Source organism: Pseudomonas sp. TWI628 (assembly GCF_039673865.1).
Lineage (GTDB): Bacteria > Pseudomonadota > Gammaproteobacteria > Pseudomonadales > Pseudomonadaceae > Aquipseudomonas.
In genome coordinates this window covers 54,903-73,106 of record NZ_JBDJMM010000024.1, presented here as the reverse complement: position 1 = coordinate 73,106, position 18,204 = coordinate 54,903, and the positions used below count along the sequence as shown (strand labels likewise).

At 64.1% G+C, this 18,204-nt stretch carries 16 protein-coding genes; 10 read left to right on the top strand and 6 right to left on the bottom strand.

Going from position 1 to position 18,204, the window contains the following annotated elements; genetic code table 11:
• Positions 1 to 29: 29 nt before the first annotated feature.
• Positions 30 to 893: a LysR substrate-binding domain-containing protein gene (locus tag ABE528_RS19240; protein ID WP_346653794.1), complete on the bottom strand. Its 864-nt coding sequence runs from the start codon at positions 891 to 893 to the stop codon at positions 30 to 32.
• Between the two features lie 112 nt (positions 894 to 1,005).
• Here ABE528_RS19240 and ABE528_RS19235 point away from each other — a divergent pair, with 112 nt between their 5' ends.
• On the top strand, positions 1,006 to 2,112 hold the full coding sequence (locus ABE528_RS19235) for a 2-aminoethylphosphonate--pyruvate transaminase (protein WP_346653793.1): 1,107 nt from the start codon (positions 1,006 to 1,008) through the stop codon (positions 2,110 to 2,112).
• 34 nt (positions 2,113 to 2,146) lie between these two features.
• The gene (gene phnX, locus ABE528_RS19230) at positions 2,147 to 2,974 is read left to right on the top strand and encodes a phosphonoacetaldehyde hydrolase (protein WP_152958632.1); all 828 of its coding nucleotides are present in this window, start codon (positions 2,147 to 2,149) and stop codon (positions 2,972 to 2,974) included.
• Positions 2,975 to 3,027: 53 nt separating this feature from the next.
• On the opposite strand, the gene ABE528_RS19225 is transcribed toward phnX, so the two are convergent.
• Positions 3,028 to 3,588 carry an NADPH-dependent FMN reductase gene (locus ABE528_RS19225; protein WP_152958631.1) on the bottom strand — a complete coding sequence of 187 codons (561 nt, stop codon included), beginning with the start codon at positions 3,586 to 3,588 and terminating at the stop codon, positions 3,028 to 3,030.
• A 158-nt stretch (positions 3,589 to 3,746) separates the two neighbouring features.
• Here ABE528_RS19225 and ABE528_RS19220 point away from each other — a divergent pair, with 158 nt between their 5' ends.
• Positions 3,747 to 3,965, top strand: a complete 219-nt coding sequence (locus ABE528_RS19220) for a hypothetical protein (protein ID WP_027919089.1) — start codon at positions 3,747 to 3,749, stop codon at positions 3,963 to 3,965.
• Here the strand turns inward: ABE528_RS19220 and ABE528_RS19215 are convergent.
• The 4 genes from ABE528_RS19215 to ABE528_RS19200 all read right to left on the bottom strand — a co-directional run bounded on the left by ABE528_RS19215 (position 3,949) and on the right by ABE528_RS19200 (position 8,336).
• Positions 3,949 to 6,198, bottom strand: coding sequence for an Orn/Lys/Arg decarboxylase N-terminal domain-containing protein (locus ABE528_RS19215; RefSeq protein ID WP_346653792.1), 2,250 nt, complete (start codon positions 6,196 to 6,198; stop codon positions 3,949 to 3,951). The two genes, ABE528_RS19220 and ABE528_RS19215, sit on opposite strands and share 17 nt — an antisense overlap.
• A gap of 94 nt (positions 6,199 to 6,292) precedes the next feature.
• A complete protein-coding gene (dnaQ, locus tag ABE528_RS19210) occupies positions 6,293 to 7,051 on the bottom strand; it encodes a DNA polymerase III subunit epsilon (protein ID WP_346653791.1) in 759 nt (252 codons plus the stop codon).
• 51 nt (positions 7,052 to 7,102) lie between these two features.
• Complete coding sequence (rnhA, locus tag ABE528_RS19205) at positions 7,103 to 7,549, bottom strand: ribonuclease HI (protein ID WP_152958625.1); 447 nt, start codon at positions 7,547 to 7,549, stop codon at positions 7,103 to 7,105.
• A gap of 13 nt (positions 7,550 to 7,562) precedes the next feature.
• Positions 7,563 to 8,336 (bottom strand): methyltransferase domain-containing protein, encoded by a 774-nt coding sequence (locus ABE528_RS19200; protein ID WP_346653790.1) that lies wholly within the window; start codon positions 8,334 to 8,336, stop codon positions 7,563 to 7,565.
• 85 nt (positions 8,337 to 8,421) lie between these two features.
• On the opposite strand from ABE528_RS19200, the gene gloB reads away from it, so the two are divergent.
• The 7 genes from gloB to ABE528_RS19165 all read left to right on the top strand — a co-directional run bounded on the left by gloB (position 8,422) and on the right by ABE528_RS19165 (position 18,198).
• The gene (gloB, locus tag ABE528_RS19195) at positions 8,422 to 9,201 is read left to right on the top strand and encodes a hydroxyacylglutathione hydrolase (RefSeq protein ID WP_346653789.1); all 780 of its coding nucleotides are present in this window, start codon (positions 8,422 to 8,424) and stop codon (positions 9,199 to 9,201) included.
• A 100-nt stretch (positions 9,202 to 9,301) separates the two neighbouring features.
• On the top strand, positions 9,302 to 10,726 hold the full coding sequence (locus ABE528_RS19190; RefSeq protein WP_152958620.1) for a lytic transglycosylase domain-containing protein: 1,425 nt from the start codon (positions 9,302 to 9,304) through the stop codon (positions 10,724 to 10,726).
• Between the two features lie 177 nt (positions 10,727 to 10,903).
• Positions 10,904 to 12,676 (top strand): extracellular solute-binding protein, encoded by a 1,773-nt coding sequence (locus tag ABE528_RS19185; protein WP_152958692.1) that lies wholly within the window; start codon positions 10,904 to 10,906, stop codon positions 12,674 to 12,676.
• Positions 12,673 to 14,499 (top strand): extracellular solute-binding protein, encoded by a 1,827-nt coding sequence (locus ABE528_RS19180; protein ID WP_152958618.1) that lies wholly within the window; start codon positions 12,673 to 12,675, stop codon positions 14,497 to 14,499. The genes ABE528_RS19185 and ABE528_RS19180 overlap by 4 nt, the downstream gene beginning before the upstream one ends.
• Before the next feature lies 1 nt (position 14,500).
• Positions 14,501 to 15,574, top strand: a complete 1,074-nt coding sequence (locus ABE528_RS19175) for a microcin C ABC transporter permease YejB (protein ID WP_346653788.1) — start codon at positions 14,501 to 14,503, stop codon at positions 15,572 to 15,574.
• Position 15,575: 1 nt separating this feature from the next.
• Positions 15,576 to 16,595 carry an ABC transporter permease gene (locus ABE528_RS19170; protein WP_152958616.1) on the top strand — a complete coding sequence of 340 codons (1,020 nt, stop codon included), beginning with the start codon at positions 15,576 to 15,578 and terminating at the stop codon, positions 16,593 to 16,595.
• Between the two features lies 1 nt (position 16,596).
• A complete protein-coding gene (locus ABE528_RS19165) occupies positions 16,597 to 18,198 on the top strand; it encodes an ABC transporter ATP-binding protein (protein ID WP_346653787.1) in 1,602 nt (533 codons plus the stop codon).
• Positions 18,199 to 18,204: the final 6 nt, after the last annotated feature.

The following is an 18,204-nucleotide window of genomic DNA, read 5'->3' as shown; positions in this document are numbered from 1 at the left end:
ATTCGCGGCTGCAGGTATCTTAGGTCGGCTCAGAGGCTGGCCGCCAGGTTCAGGAAAGCCTGGATCAGGCGTAATTCGCGGCGCCGCTCCAGGCAACCGATCCTGTGCTGGTTAAGCAAGCCTTGGCCGGCCAGGGGCCGCGCCACCACCCGCGGATCGTTGGCCACTTCGGTCGACGACACCACACCAATACCCAGTTCGCAGGCCACCGCCTCGGTCACAGCCTCGCGGCTGTCCAGTTCCAGCAGCACCCGCGGTTGTATGCCAGCAGCGCTGCAGGCCTTGTCGAAGGTGCGACGCGTCGTCGAACTGGGCTCACGCAGCACCATGATCTGTTGGTGCAGCTCAGCCAAAGGCAGGTCGTATTCCGCCTGTGCCCAGGCATGGCCCGCTGGCAACAACGCACACAGACGCGACTCGCAGAGGTTCTGCAGATACAGGCCCTTGCGCGGTTCGACTTCAGTCAGCACGGCGACGTCGGCATGTTCGCCGAGCAGCGCAGCCAGGGTTTCCTGGGCGTTGCCCAGGCGCAAATTGACAGTGATGCCCGGGTAACGCTCACGCAGCAGCGCCAGCATCGGCATGACCCGATGGGGGCCATCGGCCGCCACTTCCAGACGCCCGGTCAACAACTGGCGATTGGCCTCAAGCATGGCCTGGGCTTCCTCGGCCAGGCCGAACATGGCCCGCGTGATGGCCGCCAGGCGCGTGCCCTCCTCGGTCAGCTCCACCCGCCGCGCAGTGCGTCGCAGCAACGTGATCTGGTAGTGCTCCTCCAGTGCCTTGACGTGCCCGGTCACCGCTGGCTGGCTGATGAACAGGCGCGCAGCGGCGCGGGTGAAGCTGCCTTCACGGGCAACGGCATCGAAGGCTCGCAGCTGAAACAGGTTCATAGGTATCGGCCTGACTTATAGCTCGGATAACAACAAACAATTTGATTGATGACAGGGCGAATTGCAACCTAGGCCCCGTAGTTTCAGCCCACCGCTTGCGAGGAATAACGGAATGAGCAACGCCCCGATCCTGCTGACCCCCGGCCCACTGACCACATCAATCCGCACCCGCCAAGCCATGCTCGTGGACTGGGGCTCCTGGGACCGCGACTTCAACCAACTGACCGCCAGCGTCTGTGAACAACTGCTGGCGATCATCGATGGCAGCGCCAGCCACCACTGCGTGCCCCTGCAAGGCAGCGGCACGTTCGCCGTGGAAGCGGCCATCGGCACCCTGGTGCCACGTGAAGGCAAGGTCCTGGTACTGATCAACGGCGCGTATGGCCAACGCCTGGCGAAGATCTGCAAAGTGCTAGGCCGCGCCTACAGCACCTTCGAGACCGCCGAAGACCAGCCAACCACCGCCGCCGACGTCGACCGCCTGCTCGCCGCCGACCCGGCCATCACTCACGTGGCGCTGATCCACTGCGAAACCAGCACCGGCATCCTCAACCCGCTGGCGGACATCGCCCAGGTGATCAAAGGCCACGGCAAGCGCCTGATCATCGACGCCATGAGCTCGTTCGGCGCGCTGCCGATCAATGCCCGCGAAATCCCCTTCGAGGCGCTGATCGCCGCCTCCGGCAAGTGCCTGGAAGGTGTGCCCGGCATGGGCTTTGTGTTCGCCGAAAAATCCGCCCTGGCCGCTGCTGAAGGCAATGCTCACTCGCTGGCCATGGACCTGCACGACCAGCACGCCTACATGGCCAAGACCGGCCAATGGCGCTTCACTCCGCCGACCCACGTGGTCGCCGCCTTGCACGAAGCGTTGCAGCAGTACAACGAGGAAGGTGGCCTGCCCGCCCGCCACCAACGTTACGCCGACAACTGCAAGACGCTGCTCGATGGCATGGCCGCCATCGGCCTGCGCAGCTTCCTGCCGGCCGAGATCCAGGCACCGATCATCGTCACCTTCCACGCGCCGAACGATGCCCGCTACCAGTTCAAGGACTTCTACGAGCGGGTCAAGGCCAAAGGTTTCATCCTCTACCCGGGCAAGCTGACCCAGGTTGAAACGTTCCGCGTCGGCTGCATCGGCGTGGTCGGTGCCGATGGCATGCAGGCCGCCGTCAATGCCGTGGCCGACGTGCTGCGGGAAATGGAAGTGCTGGACATCTAACCCTTTGCCCACCCGATTTCAGGAATCAGCGCACATGAACTACAGCAATCCTACCCAGCTGCAAGCCGCCATCCTCGACTGGGCCGGCACCGTGGTCGACTTCGGCTCCTTCGCCCCGACCCAGATCTTCGTCGAAGCCTTCGCCGAGTTCGACGTGCAAGTGTCCATCGAGGAAGCCCGCGGCCCGATGGGCATGGGCAAGTGGGACCACATCCGCACCCTGTGCGATGTGCCGGAGATCGCCGAGCGCTACCGCAAGGTGTTCGGCCGCACCCCGACCGACGATGACGTCACCGCTATCTACAACCGCTTCATGCCGCTGCAGATCGAGAAGATCGCCGTGCACTCGGCATTGATCCCCGGCGCCCTGGACACCCTCACCGGCCTGCGCCAGGACGGCCTGAAGATCGGTTCTTGCTCGGGCTACCCGAAGGTGGTGATGGATAAGGTGGTAGAACTGGCAGCGCAGAACGGCTATGTCGCCGACCATGTGGTGGCCACCGACGAAACCCCCAATGGCCGCCCATGGCCGGCCCAGGCCCTGGCCAACGTGATTGCCTTGGGCATTGATGATGTGGCGGCGTGCGTGAAGGTCGACGACACCGTGCCGGGCATTCTCGAAGGGCGCCGTGCCGGCATGTGGACCGTGGCCCTGGTGTGCTCGGGCAATGCCCTGGGGCTGACCTGGGAGGGTTACCAGGCACTGAGCGCTGAGGAACTGGAGAGCGAGCGCAAGCGCATTCATCAGTTGTTTGCCGGCTCGCGACCGCACTACCTGATCGACACCATCAACCAACTGCCGGAGGTAGTGGCCGACATCAACCGCCGCCTGGCCAAGGGTGAGATGCCTCAGTCCTTCTGACAGACCCGGGACGCGGTCCTTTGCAGGACCGCGTCAGCACCAGTAGCAAGCATTCAGACAGCCCGGTTCAACTTCACCCAGGAAGCGAACTTGTCGATAAAGCCCTGCAGGAACGGCCGGGTCTTGTCACTCAGCTTGCCGCCCTCATCGAACAGGCTCGCCGCCCCACCGATATACGCCTCGGGCATCTGCATGCACGGCATGTCGAGGAACACCAGCGACTGGCGCACGGCGTGATTGGCACCAAACCCACCTATGGCCCCTGGCGACACGCTCGCCACCGCCGTCGGTTTGCCGCTCCAGGCACTCTGCCCATAGGGCCGCGAGCCGACGTCGATGGCATTCTTCAAACAGCCCGGTACCGAACGGTTGTACTCCGGGGTAACGAACAACACCGCATCGCTGCGGCGGATCTCATCGCGAAAACGCTTCCACGCCTCGGGCACCCCCTCAGCCTCGACATCCTCGTTGTACAGCGGCAGGTCGCCAATCTCGACAATCTTCAGGGCAAGGCTGGACGGCGCCAGCTCCGAAAGTGCGCGGGCCACCTTGCGGTTGTAGGAATCCTTGCGCAAGCTGCCGACGACAACCGCTACCGAATACACCTGGCTCATGGCGTTATCCATCCTTTGCTGGGAAAAGGGACGTCAGTAGTTATAGATGACCGTTCCTCGGTGGCCTGGATTTTTTTCCACTGTGTGAAAACTTCCAGCCACCTTTAACGGTCTATCCCTACAGACATTTCCTACGTAATTCAGAGGTTTTCACCCAAATGGCAGCAGTAATGGTCGGCCAATTCCACGCCCGTGACGCCGAAGGCCGTATCTACCCCGTGCACGAGTTCCAGGAATCCACCCTCCAGGCGGACGGCAGCGCACTGGGTGCACCGATCACCACCTACCGCCTGGCCATCGGCGACCGCGTCAACCACCTGGGTGAAAACCGCTTCGAACTGGCGCAGACCGGCGTCGAGATCATTCGCATTCCTTGATGCAATCGACCGTGTACTGGCCGCCTTCATTCTGCAGGCCATGCACATCGGCGACGAAGCCCGGGAAGCCACTGTTGAACGCCCGGGCAAACGCCAGGTAGTCGAGGATCGAGCGGGTCGCTTCGGTGAACCGCTCGCCCGGCATGATCAGCGGAATCCCAGGCGGGTATGGCACCAGCATCACCGCCGCAACCCGGCCCAGCAGGGCCTCGATGGGCACGGCTTCCACCTCCCCGCGCACCATCTGGTCATAGGCCCGTGCCGGGCTCACGGCCACCTCCGGCAACCGCGTGAACAACCGCTTGAGCTGCTTGGCCGTGGCATTGGCGCGGTAGCAGTCGTGCAACTGGTCGCACAGATCACGCAGGCCCAGCCCTTGGTAACGTGCGGCATCGACCGCGACGACGCTCGGCAGGCAGCTACTGAGCGCCGTGTTGCCGTCGTAATGGCGCTTGAATTCCAGCAACTCGGTGAGCAGCGTGCTCCACTTGCCCTTGGTGATGCCCATCGAGAACAGCACCAGGAAGCTGTACAGGCCGGTCTTCTCCACTACCAGCCCGCGCTCCCAGAGAAACTTGCTGACCACCGCCGCTGGAATGCCGTGTTCACCCAACACGCCACCCGCGCTCAAGCCAGGCATGACCAACGTCACCTTCAGCGGGTCGAGCAGGACGTAGTCGTCCGCCACTTCGCCAAAGCCATGCCACTCGGCGCCCGGTTGCAGCAACCAGTCCTGTGCCGCCAGGCGCTGGATACCCTCCGCCGCTGGCGGCTGCCAGATGCTGAACCACCAGTCCTCGGCGGCGATGTGCTCGCGCAGGTTGGCCAAGGCGCGGCGGAAACTCAGGGCTTCGTCGAACATTTCCTGCAGCAGCGAGCGCCCGGCCGGCCCCTCCATCATGGTCGAAGCCACGTCCAGCGAGGCGAGGATGCTGTATTGCGGCGAGGTGGAGATATGCATCATGAACGCTTCGTTGAAGCGGTCGCGGTCCAGCTGGCGCTGGGCACCATCCTGCACGTGGATCATCGACGCCTGGCTGAAGGCGGCCAGCAGCTTGTGGGTGGAGTGGGTGCTGAACACCAGCGGGCTGCCCTCGCTGCACGCGGTGCCCATGGCATAGCGGCCCTCGAAGAACTCATGGAAGGCCGCGTAGGCGAACCAGGCCTCGTCAAAATGCAGCACCTCGACGCTGGTGCCCAGCGCCTGTTTGATCAGCCCGGCGTGGTAACACAGCCCGTCGTAGGTGGAGTTGGTCACCACCGCCAGCTTGATCCGCGGCTCACGCCCCTTGGCCAGCGGGTTGGCCAGCACCTTGGCCTTGATCGACTCAGGGCTGAACTCGCTGAGCGGAATCGGGCCGATGATGCCCAGCTCGTTGCGTTCGGGGCACAGGTAGATGGGGATGGCGCCGGTCATGATGATGGCGTGGACCACCGACTTGTGGCAGTTGCGGTCGACCAGCACCAGGTCATCGCGGCCGACCATGGCGTGCCAGACGATCTTGTTGGCGGTGGAGGTGCCATTGATGACGAAGAAGGTATGGTCGGCACCGAAGTTGCGCGCGGCACGGGCCTCGGCAGCAGCCAAGGGGCCGGTGTGATCGAGCAGCGAGCCCAGTTCCGGCACTGAGACCGACAAGTCCGAGCGCAGGGTATTTTCGCCGAAGAACTGGTGGAATGCCTGGCCGACCGGGCTCTTGCGGTAGGCCACACCGCCGCCGTGGCCGGGCGTATGCCAGGAATAGTTGGACTGTGCGGTGTGCTGTACCAGGGCCTTGAAGAACGGTGGCAGCAGGCCATCAAGGTAGTTGTGCGCGGCGCGCGCCACCTGACGGGCGAGAAACGGCACAGTGTCTTCGAACAGGTAGAGAATGCCGCGCAGCTGGTTGAGCTCGCTCATGGCCTCGGCCGGGGCGTTTTCCAGGGTGACCTGTTCGCCCAGGGCGAAGATCGGCAGGTTAGGCGCACGCAGGCGGGCCAGGCGTATCAGCTCGGCCATGTTCTGCAGCAAGTGGGTGTTGTCGCCGACGCCTTCGGCGGCGATCAGCATGCAGGCCAGGCCATGGTGGGTGGTGGCGACCAGGCGCGCTTCGGTGTGATCGGCCGCCTTGATGATGGCGAAGCCGTCCTGGCTCAGCTCCTCGGCGATGCCGCGGATGCGCTCGCCGGCAACGCTGTCGGCCTTGATGGCGCGATGGACGATGAGGATCGGGAACTTGAGGTCCTTGTACATCCGGCAACTCCCTGCGCAGGACTTGTTGTCCTATTGAGGGTAGTTGAGCCTTATGTTGTCAGCGCCCGAGAAGGGGCCGCTGCAGGCTTGCCGTTCAGCTGGCCGGTGCCTCGGTCAGGGTTTGCCACAGCGAAGGCCCACCCGCCGACTTGGCCACCGCCGCCAACCGCTCGGCATGCGCCGCGAGCTCTTCGGCACTGGCCATGATTACCCGCCCCGGCGCCCGCCCGACGATGCGACGGATCTCGCTGCCACCGGTGCCCTGCCCATCGCCGTCAGCGTCGGCCCCGTGCCCAGCCAGCGACAGGCTGGTCTGGCCACCGGTCATCGCCAGGTAGACGTCGGCCAGCAACTCGGAGTCGAGCAATGCGCCGTGCAATTCACGGCCGGAGTTGTCGATGTCGTAGCGTTTGCACAGCGCATCGAGGCTGTTGCGTTGCCCCGGGTGGCGGGCACGGGCCAGCAGCAGGGTATCGAGGATGGTGCAGTGGTTGGAAATATCGGCGCGGTCGCTCTGCCCCAGCAAGGCGAACTCGTTGTTGATGAACCCGACGTCGAACGCTGCGTTGTGGATGACCAGGGTGGCGCCCTGGATGAATTCGAAGAACTCTTCGGCCACATCGGCGAAGCGCGGCTTGCCGACCAGGAACGCATCGGTGATGCCGTGGACGTTGATCGCGCCCTCGTCACTTTCGCGGTCGGGCTGCAGGTAGACATGGAAGTGCCGCCCGGTCAGGCGCCGGCCGATGACCTCGACACAGCCGATCTCGATGATCCGGTGGCCTTCGCTGACCGGCATACCGGTGGTTTCGGTATCGAGAATGACCAGGCGTTTATCTTGCTGCTGCTCCACGCGGGGCGCTCCAACTTGCATCAGTTACAAAGGCGGCGATTGTACCGCAGCTCAACGCTTGGCGCGCACTTCCTCGACGCCGCGGTTGGCCAGCTGGTCGGCGCGTTCGTTGCCGGGGTGGCCGATGTGGCCGCGCACCCACTTCCAGGTGACCTTGTGGCGGTTGACCTGCTCGTCAAGCTGTTGCCACAGGTCGGCGTTCTTCACCGGCTCCTTGGCCGCTGTCTTCCAGCCGCGCTTCTTCCAGTTGACCATCCACTCGTTGATGCCCTTCATCACGTACTGCGAGTCGGTGGTCAGCACCACTTCGCATTCACGCTTGAGTGCCATCAGCCCCTGGATCGCGGCCATCAGCTCCATGCGGTTGTTGGTGGTTTCGCGCTCGCCGCCCCACAGTTCCTTCTCGACGCCCTTGAAGACCAGCAGGACGCCCCAGCCGCCCGGGCCAGGGTTGCCCTTGCAGGCGCCATCGGTATACATCTCGACGCTATCGCTCATGTACCACTCATGTTCAGTGCTTTTCGGTGTCCGGATGGGCGGCGTTGCGGTTGACCTTGGCCAGCGGCAGCGGCAGCAGCTTGCCCATCGGCTCGCGGCGCACCTGGCGCAACGGCCGCAGGCCGACCACCATCTTGCGCGCCACCAGCAGGTAGACCCCGCCGCCGGCACTCTGCCAGCCACCCGCCATCCGTTCCCAGCCAGCCAGGCGTTGTTGCCAGGCCGGCGAAGTGAGCGGCGGACGATAGCATCCGAAGCGGCGTTTCTCCAGCGCGAAGCCCAGCAGGTTGAGCCAGTCGCCGACCCGTGACGGCGAGATACAGCGCGCCTTGCGCAGGGCGCCATGGCTGAAGAAATGACGCAGGCCCCAGCCGCTCCAGGGGTTGATGCCGACGATCAGCAGGTGCCCGCCGGGGCGCACCGCACTGGCCGCCTCGCGCAGCAGGCCGTGGGGCGAAAGGCTGAAGTCCAGGCCATGCTGCAGCACCACCACGTCGGCGGCGTGCTCGCTCAATGGCCAGGCCTGCTCCTCGCAGACGATCTCCACCCCCGGCAGCGGTGCGCCAAGGCGAACGTTGCGCTGCACCTGTGGCGCACTGGGCGGCGCTTCGGCACAGGGGCCATAGTGCACGAGGTAGCCACCGAAGAAGCGCCCGAGCTCTTCTTCCAGCAGTTTTTCCTCTTCCTTCAGCATCAGCTGGCCGAGTGGGCCGTTGAACCACTCACGGGCCAGGCTGATCAGCTCGACCCACTCCGGGTCGGCCTGAGCAAAGGCTTGGTCGGTCATTGCGCTCTCCCTCGAAGGTTCTCGCACCGCGCCATCGCGGCTAAGATGCCCTCATGTGCCACGCCTGGCGATACGGATCCGCATCATGATACAGATCGACGCTCTTCCCGCTTTCTCCGACAACTACATCTGGTTGTTACAGGATACTGCCAAACGCCGCTGCGCGGTGGTCGACCCCGGCGATGCCGGCCCGGTGGAGGCCTGGCTGGCGGCCAACCCTGGCTGGGCGCTGGACACCATCCTGGTGACCCACCACCACCATGACCATGTCGGTGGTGTCGAACGCCTCAGGCAGAAGACCGGCGCCCGCGTCTGCGGCCCGGCCCGCGAGCACATCCCGGGCCGCGACCTGGCGCTGGACGAGGGCGACCAAGTCAGCGTGCTGGGGGTGAACTTCCAGGTACTGGCCGTGCCGGGCCACACCCTGGGGCATATCGCCTACTTCAGCGACCAGCCGGCAACACCGCTGCTGTTCTGTGGCGACACCTTGTTCGCCGCCGGTTGCGGGCGCATGTTCGAAGGCACACCGGAGCAGATGCAGCCGGCCCTCGCCCGCCTGGCAGCGCTGCCGGAGCAAACTGAAGTCTACTGCACCCACGAATACACCCTGAGCAACCTGCGCTTCGCCAAGGCCGTGGAGCCCAGCAACCCGCACGTTCTGCAACGGTTCGAAGACGTTACCCGTTTGCGCGCCGAAAATCGCATCACCTTGCCATCCACCATCGGCCTCGAACGCCTGACCAACCCTTTCCTGCGTACCTCTGAAACATTAGTTAAACAAAAAGCAGACGAATGGAAGGGACATTCAAACGACTCGCAGGTCACTGTTTTTGCTGCTTTGAGGTCTTGGAAGGACACCTTCTGATAACCTCAAGATATATCGCAGAGGGTTCACAACGGTTGACCCAGGCGGGAGCGGTTTCTAGAATCGCCGAAATTTTTCGCTCGGAAACCTGTCTCAGCCGATGTCTTCCCGTAGCCGCAGAACCGCTCATTCCGTCGCCCTGACGCGCCTGGCCCAAATCGGTGCGCTGGCGCTGGCCGCCACCCTGGTGGGCTGCCAGAGCACCCGTCAGCTCGACGAAGCCGACAGCGTTCGCGCGCACAACTACCAGGCCCGGATCAAGCACAAGCCCTCGCCGTTGGCGGTCAAGCCTGCCGAACCGCCGCAGGATGTGTGGGAGCGCATGCGTCAGGGCTTTGCCCTGCAGGACAACATCGACGTCAACCCGCGCATCGAGCAGCAGCGCCTGTGGTTCGCCAGCAACCCGACGTTCCTCGAGAGCGCCGGCGAGCGCGGCAGCCTCTACCTGCACTACATCGTCGAGCGCCTCGAAGAACGCGACATGCCACTGGAGCTCGCGCTGCTGCCGGCAATCGAGAGTGCCTACAACCCAATGGCCTATTCGCGCGCCAGCGCGGCGGGCATGTGGCAGTTCATGCCAGCCACCGGCCGCCATTACAACCTGCGTCAGACCAACTTCTACGATGGCCGTCGCGACATCACCGCGTCGACCAACGCTGCGCTGGACTACCTGACCCGCCTGCATGACATGTTCAACGGCGACTGGCTGCTGGCCCTGGCGGCCTACAACGCGGGCGAAGGCACCGTCAGCCGCGCCATCGAGCGCAACGAGAAACTCGGCCTGCCCACCGATTACTGGAACCTGCCACTGCCGCAGGAAACCCGTGACTACGTGCCCAAGCTGCTGGCACTGTCGCAGGTGGTCTCCACGCCTGAGGCCTATGGTGTGAACCTTACACCGATCGCCAACGAGCCCTACTTCGAAGCGGTGGCCATCAACGACCGCCTCGACCTGTCGCGGGTCGCCGCCTTCGCCAACATCGACGAAGACGAACTGATCCAGCTCAACCCGGCCTTCAAGAAACGCATGACCGTGGATGGCCCCAAGCAGCTGCTGGTTCCGACCGCCAAGGCGCACCTGCTCAGCGACAGCCTGTCCAACCTCAAGCCCGAGCAGCTGGTCAGCCTGCAGCCGAACAAGGCCGTGTTCGCCGCCGCCGTGGCCGAAGCCAAGGCGCCTGCCGCGCGCAGCTACCGGGTCAAGCGTGGCGACAGCCTGGGCAGCATCGCCAAGGCCAACCGCGTTGCGGTCAAGGACCTCCAGCGCTGGAACAAACTGTCGGGCAACCGCGTCAAGGCCGGCCAGGTCCTGGCCCTGCGCGGCGGCAGCGCGCCAAGCGCCGCAGCCAACCGCGTGGCGGACTCCGGGCAGCGCTCCACCCAGTACAAGGTGCGCAAAGGTGATTCGCTGTATCTTGTAGCCAAACGTTTCAACGTCGAGATGCAGCACCTCAAGCGCTGGAACCCGCGCAGCGGTCATGCACTCAAGCCAGGCCAGACGCTGACCGTCTACCTCTCGCATTGATGAGATGCCGGGGCCGCATGGCGGCCTCGACAACCACCTGCAAAACCTCTCTTTTTCCATACCGGCCAAGCTGTTACTGTACCCCGACCAAAGCCCAACGCCTCTGGATCGGATGCCGACTTGATACGTCCCCTCCTGCTGTCACTCAGCCTGGCCTTGAGCTTCCCCGCCGTCGCGATGGTGAGCGAAAGCCACGGATACGCGCAGTTCGGCACGCTCAAGTACCCAGCCACATTCACCCACTTCGACTGGGTCAACCCGCAAGCGCCCAAGGGCGGCACCTTGCGGGCCATGGCATTCGGCACCTTCGATACGCTCAACCCCTATACCTTCAAGGGCACCAGCCCGGTCACCACGCCGAACTTCCTGCAATACGGCGTCAGCGAGCTGAACGAAACGCTGATGGTCGGCACCGGCCAGTACGACCCGTCCGGTGACGAGCCCACCTCCAGCTATGGCCTGATCGCCCGCTCGGTGGAGTACAGCGAAGACCGCAGCTGGGTAGTGTTCAACCTGCGCCCGGAAGCACGCTGGCATGACGGCGCGCCGATTACCGCCGCCGACGTGGCGTTCTCATACCGCACCCTGCTCAAACAAGGCCACCCGATCTACCGCACCAACCTGCAGGAAGTGCAGCGGGTAGACATCCTCGGCCCGCTGCGCATCCGCTTCGTCTTCAAGCGCGCCGGCAACCCGCTGCTGATCCTGCGCCTGGGCGAAATGCCGGTATTGCCCAAGCACTACTGGCAAAAGCGTGACTTCGAGGCCACCACCTTCGAACCACCGCTGGGCAGCGGGCCGTATCGCATCACCCAGGTGGAACCCGGCAGGCGCCTGGTGTTCGAGCGGGTGAAGAACTACTGGGGCAAGGACCTGGCAGTGAACCGCGGCAAGTACAACTTCAACCGCGTCGAATATGAGTTTTACCGCGATGCCACCGTGGCCTTCGAAGCCTTCAAGGCCGGTGAGTTCGACATCTATATCGAGCACCAGGCAAAAAACTGGGCCAATGGCTACAACTTCCCGGCCGTGCGCCGTGGCGAGGTGATCAAGGCGCAGGTCCCGCACCGCATCCCGACCCAGACCCAGGGCCTGTTCATGAACAGCCGCCGGGCCGCCTTCAGCGACCCCAGGGTGCGCCAGGCGCTGGGCCTGATGCTCGACTTCGAGTGGACCAACCGCGCCCTGTTCAGCAGCGCCTACCGCCGCGCGACCAGCTACTACCCCAACAGCGAGTTCGCCGCCAGCGGCGTACCCACCGGCAAGGAATGGCTGCTGCTGGCGCCGTTCCGCGACCAGCTGCCCGACAAGCTGTTCACCCAGCCCTACCAGGTCAGCCACACCGACGGGCGCGGCATTGGCCGCCAGACCCTGCGCCAGGCCCTGGGCCTGCTCAACCAGGCCGGCTGGAAGCTCGACGGCCAGCGCCTGGTCAATGCCAAGGGCCAGCCGCTGCGCATGGAACTGCTGCTGGTGAACCCGAGCCTCGAACGCATCCTGCAGCCCTATGTCGAAAACCTGGCCAGCATCGGCATCGATGCGCGCTTGCGCACCGTGGACCGTGCCCAGTACAAACAACGCCTGGACCAGTTCGACTTCGACATGATCCTGATGACCCTGAACCAGACCTTGAGCCCGGGCCTCGAACAGTGGCTGTACTTCCACTCCAGCCAGGCCGCGACCAAGGGCAGCAAGAACTATGCTGGGGTCAAGGACCCGGTGGTCGACCACCTGCTCGACACCCTGCTGGCCGCGCGCACCCGCGACGACCAGGTCGCCGCCGCCCGCGCCCTGGACCGCGTGCTCTCATGGCAGTACTACATGATCCCCAACTGGTACCTCGACAATCACCGCCTGGCCTACCGCAACCGGTTCGCCTTCGTCACCACGCCGCCCTATACCCTCGGGCTGAATACCTGGTGGATAAAGCCTTCGGAGAAAGCCCAATGAAGCCGACGCATCGCCTGGCCTGCAGCCTGCTGTTCGCCTGCCTGAGCCTGCCCGCGCTGGCCGCGCCGCAACACGCGCTGACCCTGTACGACGAGCCGCCGAAATACCCGGCCGACTTCAAGCACTTCGACTACGTCAACCCCGACGCGCCCAAGGGCGGCACCTTCCGCCAGTCCAGCTTCGGCGGCTTCGACAGCCTCAATCCGTTCATCAACAAGGGCGTGTCGGCCGAGAACGTCAGCATCATCTACGACACCCTGATGCGTCAGAGCCAGGATGAGCCGTTCACCGAGTACGGCCTGGTCGCCGGCAAGATCGAGAAAGCCCCGGACAACAGCTGGGTGCGCTTCTACCTGCGCCCCGAAGCGCGCTTCCACGATGGCCACCCGATGCGCGCCGAGGACGTGGTGTTCACCTTCAACGCCCTGATCAAGGACGGCGCCCCCCTCTACCGCCAGTACTACGGCGACGTCGCCGAGGTGGTCGCCGAAGACCCGCTGCGGGTGCTGTTCAAGTTCAAGCACCAGAACAACCGCGAGCTGCCGTTGATCCTCGGCCAGCTGCCGGTGCTGCCCAAGCACTGGTACGAGAACCGCGAGTTCAACCGCGGCAACCTGGAAATCCCGCTGGGCAGCGGCCCGTACAAGGTGGCCGAGGTCAAGGCCGGGCGCACCATCCGCTACGAGCGGGTCAAGGACTACTGGGCCAAGGACCTGCCGATCAACCGCGGCTTCTACAACTTCGACGCCATGACCTTCGATTCCTACCGCGACACCGCCGTCGCCCTGGAAGCGCTGAAGGCCGGTGCATTCGACTACGCGCTGGAGGTCAGCGCGAAGAACTGGGCCACCGCCTACAACGTGCCGGCCGTGCGCGAAGGCCGCCTGATCAAGGAAGAGCTGCCCAACGGCAACCCCACCGGGATGCAGGGCTTCGTCTTCAACATCCGTCACCCGCTGTTCCAGGACGTGCGCGTGCGCCAGGCGCTGAGCCAGTTGCTGGACTACGAATGGACCAACAAGCAGTTGTTCAACGGTGCCTACACCCGCACCGGCAGCTTCTTCGAGAACTCGGAAATGGCCGCCCGTGGCCTGCCTAGCGCCAATGAGCTGAAAATCCTCGAACCGCTGCGCGGCAAGATTCCCGAGCAGGCCTTCACCGAGGCCTTCCACAACCCGGTCAGCGATGGCAGCGGCATGATCCGCGAGCAGCAACGCAAGGCCTACAAGCTGCTGCAGGAAGCCGGCTGGAAGATCGTCGACGACAAGATGGTCGACGCCCAGGGCAAGCCGGTGGTGATCGAGTTCCTGCTCGCACAGACCGAGTTCGAGCGCATCCTGTTGCCGTTCAAGCGTAACCTCGCCGACCTGGGCATCGACCTGAACATCCGCCGCGTCGATGTCTCGCAGTACATCACCCGCCTGCGCTCGCGCGACTACGACATGATCGTCGGCGGCTTCGCGCAGTCCAACTCGCCCGGCAACGAGCAACGCGAATACTGGAGCAGCAGCGCCGCCGACAACCCTGGCAGCCGCAATTTCATCGGCCTGCGCGACCCGGCCATCGACCAACTGGTGGAACAGTTGATCAATGCCGACTCGCGCCAGAGCCTGATCGACCACTGCCGGGCGCTGGACCGCGTGCTGCTGTGGGGCTACTACGTGATCCCCAACTGGCACATCAAGACCTGGCGCGTGGCCTACTGGAACCACATCGGCCACCCCAAGGTGTCGCCCAAGTACGATGTCGGCATCGACACCTGGTGGATCAAGCCCAACGTGACCCCAGCGGTCACCGAAACCCCTGCAGACGAGGCCAACTGACATGCTGGCCTATATCCTGCGTCGCCTGCTGCTGATCATCCCGACGTTGTTCGGCATCCTGATCATCAACTTCATCATCGTCCAGGCCGCCCCTGGCGGCCCGGTGGAGCAGATGATCGCCAAGCTCGAAGGCTTCGAGGGCGCCACCAGCCGCATCGCCGGCGGCGGCGCCGAGGTCTCGGTGGCCGGCTCCAACTACCGCGGCGCCCAGGGCCTGGACCCGGCGCTGATCGCCGAGATCGAGCACATGTACGGCTTCGACAAGTCGGCGCCCGAACGCTTGTGGATCATGATCAAGAACTACGCCACCCTGGACTTTGGCGACAGCTTCTTCCGCGACGCCAAGGTCATCGACCTGATCGCCGAGAAGATGCCGGTGTCGATCTCGCTGGGGCTGTGGAGCACGCTGATCATGTACCTGGTGTCGATCCCGCTGGGCATCGCCAAGGCGGTGCGCCACGGCAGCCACTTCGATGTCTGGACCAGCTCGGCGATCATTGTCGGCTATGCCATCCCGGCGTTCCTGTTCGCCATCCTGCTGATCGTGCTGTTCGCCGGAGGCAGCTATTTCGACTGGTTCCCGCTGCGCGGCCTCACCTCCAACAATTTCGACGAGTTGTCCGCCACCGGCAAGGTGCTCGACTACTTCTGGCACCTGGTGCTGCCAATCACCGCGCTGGTGATCGGCAACTTCGCCACCATGACCCTGCTGACCAAGAACAGCTTCCTCGACGAGATCAACAAGCAGTACGTGGTCACCGCCAAGGCCAAGGGCCTGAGCCGGCCACGTGTGCTGTATGGGCATGTGTTCCGCAACGCCATGCTGCTGGTGATCGCCGGTTTCCCGTCGGCGTTCATCGGCATCTTCTTCACCGGCTCCCTGCTGATCGAGGTGATTTTCAGCCTCGATGGCCTGGGCCTGATGAGTTTCGAAGCGGCGATCAACCGCGACTACCCGGTGGTCTTCGGCACCCTGTTCATCTTCACCCTGCTCGGGCTGGTGGTGAAACTGATCGGCGACCTGACCTACACCCTGGTCGATCCACGCATCGACTTCGCCAGCCGGGAGCACTGACATGGCCCTGTCCCCCCTCAACCGCCGGCGTTTCGAGCGCTTCAAGGCCAACCGCCGAGGCTGGTGGTCGCTGTGGCTGTTCCTGATCCTGTTCGGCCTGAGCCTGGGCGCCGAGCTGATCGCCAACGACAAACCGATTGCCGTGCGCTACGAAGGCTCATGGTACTTCCCGGCGTTCAAGCGCTACCCGGAAACCACCTTCGGCGGCGAATTCCCCTTGGAAGCCAACTACAAGAGCCCGTACATCCGCGACCTGCTGCAGAAGAAAGACAGCTTCGTGCTCTGGGCGCCGATCCCGTTCAGCTACCAGAGCATCAATTACGACCTGCGCGTACCGGCCCCGGCGCCGCCCTCGGCGGACAACTGGCTAGGCACCGACGACCAGGGCCGCGATGTGCTGGCACGGGTGATCTATGGCTTCCGTGTATCAGTGCTGTTCGCCATTACCCTGACGGTGCTGAGTTCCATCGTCGGCGTCATTGCCGGCGCCTTGCAGGGTTTCTACGGCGGCTGGGTCGACCTGGCCGGGCAGCGCTTCCTGGAAATCTGGTCCGGCCTGCCGGTCTTGTACCTGCTGATCATCCTCGCCAGCTTCGTGCAGCCCAACTTCTGGTGGCTGCTGGGCATCATGCTGCTGTTCTCGTGGATGAGCCTGGTGGACGTGGTGCGCGCCGAATTCCTGCGCGGGCGCAACCTGGAATACGTGCGCGCGGCCCGCGCCCTGGGGATGCGCAACGGCGCGATCATGTACCGGCACATCCTGCCCAACGCCATGATCTCGACCATGACCTTCATGCCGTTCATCCTCACCGGTGCCATCGGCACCCTGACCGCGCTGGACTTCCTTGGCTTCGGCCTGCCCCCCGGCGCGCCGTCGCTGGGCGAACTGGTGGCGCAAGGCAAGTCCAACCTGCAAGCCCCGTGGCTGGGCATCAGCGCCTTCGCCGTGCTGGCGATCATGTTGAGCCTGCTGGTGTTCATCGGCGAATCCGCCCGCGATGCCTTCGACCCGAGGAAGTGAAATGAGCGAACAGAACCTGATCGAAGTGCGCGACCTGGCCGTGGAGTTTGTCACCGGCGAGCAGGTCAACCGGGTGGTCGATGGCATCAGCTTCGATATCCGCAAGGGCGAGACGTTGGCCCTGGTCGGCGAAAGCGGCTCGGGCAAGTCCGTCACCGCGCACTCGATTCTGCGCCTGCTGCCCTACCCGCTGGCCCGCCACCCCAGCGGCAGCATCCGCTATGAGGGCCAGGACCTGCTGCAGCAGAGCGAAAAGACCCTGCAGCGCATCCGCGGCAACCGCATCGCGATGATCTTCCAGGAGCCGATGACCTCGCTGAACCCGCTGCACTGCATCGAGAAGCAAATCAACGAAATCCTCCTGCTGCACAAGGGCCTGACCGGCAAGGAAGCGACAGCGCGTACGCTGGAACTGCTGGAAATGGTCGGCATCCCGGACCCGCACAAGCGCCTCAAGGCCCTGCCTCACGAACTGTCGGGCGGTCAGCGCCAGCGGGTGATGATCGCCATGGCCCTGGCCAACGAGCCCGAGCTGTTGATTGCGGATGAACCGACCACGGCGCTGGATGTGACCGTGCAGTTGAAGATTCTCGACCTGCTGAAAAAGCTGCAGGCGAAGTTAGGCATGGCCCTGCTGCTGATCAGCCACGACCTCAACCTGGTGCGCCGCATCGCCCATCGTGTGTGCGTGATGCAACGTGGGCGGATCGTCGAACAGGCCGAGTGCGCCACGTTGTTCAGTGCACCGCAGCATCACTACACGCAGATGCTGATCAATGCCGAGCCCAGTGGGTTGCCCGCCCATAACCCGGTAGGGGCGCCGTTGCTGGAGGTGAATGACCTGAAGGTGTGGTTCCCGATCAAGAAGGGGCTATTGCGCAAGACGGTTGACCATGTAAAGGCGGTGGACGGGATCAACTTCAGCCTGCCCCAGGGGCAGACGCTGGGGATCGTCGGCGAGTCCGGGTCGGGCAAGTCGACATTGGGCCTGGCGATTCTGCGGTTGATCTCCAGCCAGGGCGGGATCCGCTTTCATGGCCAGCAGCTCGAAGGGATGAACCAGAAGCAAGTGCGGCCACTGCGGCGGGAGATGCAGGTGGTGTTTCAGGACCCCTTCGGCAGCCTGAGCCCGCGCATGTGTGTGGAGGATATCGTTGGCGAGGGGCTGCGGATCCACAAGATAGGTACGCCGCAGGAGCAGGAGGCGGCGATCGTTGCGGCGCTGGAGGAAGTGGGGCTGGACCCGCGCACCCGCCATCGCTATCCGCATGAATTCTCCGGGGGCCAGCGCCAGCGTATTGCCATTGCCCGGGCGTTGGTGTTGAAGCCGGCGCTGATTCTGCTGGATGAGCCGACCTCGGCGCTGGACCGCACGGTGCAGCGGCAGGTGGTGGAGTTGCTGAGGAACCTGCAGGCCAAGTACAACCTGACGTACCTGTTTATCAGCCATGACCTGGCGGTGGTCAAGGCGCTGAGCCACCAGTTGATGGTGATCAAGCATGGGCATGTGGTGGAGCAAGGGGATGCGCGGGAGATCTTCCATGCGCCGCAACATGTTTATACGAAACAATTGTTGGAAGCGGCGTTTTTAGCGGATGTCTGAAGCATT

Excerpts from the sequence above, each read along its gene's own strand:
- ABE528_RS19240 (WP_346653794.1), bottom strand. The coding sequence starts at position 893 with ATGAACCTGTTTCAGCTGCGAGCCTTCGATGCCGTTGCCCGTGAAGGC.
- ABE528_RS19235 (WP_346653793.1), top strand. The coding sequence starts at position 1,006 with ATGAGCAACGCCCCGATCCTGCTGACCCCCGGCCCACTGACCACATCA.
- phnX (WP_152958632.1), top strand. The coding sequence starts at position 2,147 with ATGAACTACAGCAATCCTACCCAGCTGCAAGCCGCCATCCTCGACTGG.
- ABE528_RS19225 (WP_152958631.1), bottom strand. The coding sequence starts at position 3,588 with ATGAGCCAGGTGTATTCGGTAGCGGTTGTCGTCGGCAGCTTGCGCAAG.
- ABE528_RS19220 (WP_027919089.1), top strand. The coding sequence starts at position 3,747 with ATGGCAGCAGTAATGGTCGGCCAATTCCACGCCCGTGACGCCGAAGGC.
- ABE528_RS19215 (WP_346653792.1), bottom strand. The coding sequence starts at position 6,198 with ATGTACAAGGACCTCAAGTTCCCGATCCTCATCGTCCATCGCGCCATC.
- rnhA (WP_152958625.1), bottom strand. The coding sequence starts at position 7,549 with ATGAGCGATAGCGTCGAGATGTATACCGATGGCGCCTGCAAGGGCAAC.
- ABE528_RS19200 (WP_346653790.1), bottom strand. The coding sequence starts at position 8,336 with ATGACCGACCAAGCCTTTGCTCAGGCCGACCCGGAGTGGGTCGAGCTG.
- gloB (WP_346653789.1), top strand. The coding sequence starts at position 8,422 with ATGATACAGATCGACGCTCTTCCCGCTTTCTCCGACAACTACATCTGG.
- ABE528_RS19190 (WP_152958620.1), top strand. The coding sequence starts at position 9,302 with ATGTCTTCCCGTAGCCGCAGAACCGCTCATTCCGTCGCCCTGACGCGC.
- ABE528_RS19185 (WP_152958692.1), top strand. The coding sequence starts at position 10,904 with ATGGTGAGCGAAAGCCACGGATACGCGCAGTTCGGCACGCTCAAGTAC.
- ABE528_RS19180 (WP_152958618.1), top strand. The coding sequence starts at position 12,673 with ATGAAGCCGACGCATCGCCTGGCCTGCAGCCTGCTGTTCGCCTGCCTG.
- ABE528_RS19175 (WP_346653788.1), top strand. The coding sequence starts at position 14,501 with ATGCTGGCCTATATCCTGCGTCGCCTGCTGCTGATCATCCCGACGTTG.
- ABE528_RS19170 (WP_152958616.1), top strand. The coding sequence starts at position 15,576 with ATGGCCCTGTCCCCCCTCAACCGCCGGCGTTTCGAGCGCTTCAAGGCC.
- ABE528_RS19165 (WP_346653787.1), top strand. The coding sequence starts at position 16,597 with ATGAGCGAACAGAACCTGATCGAAGTGCGCGACCTGGCCGTGGAGTTT.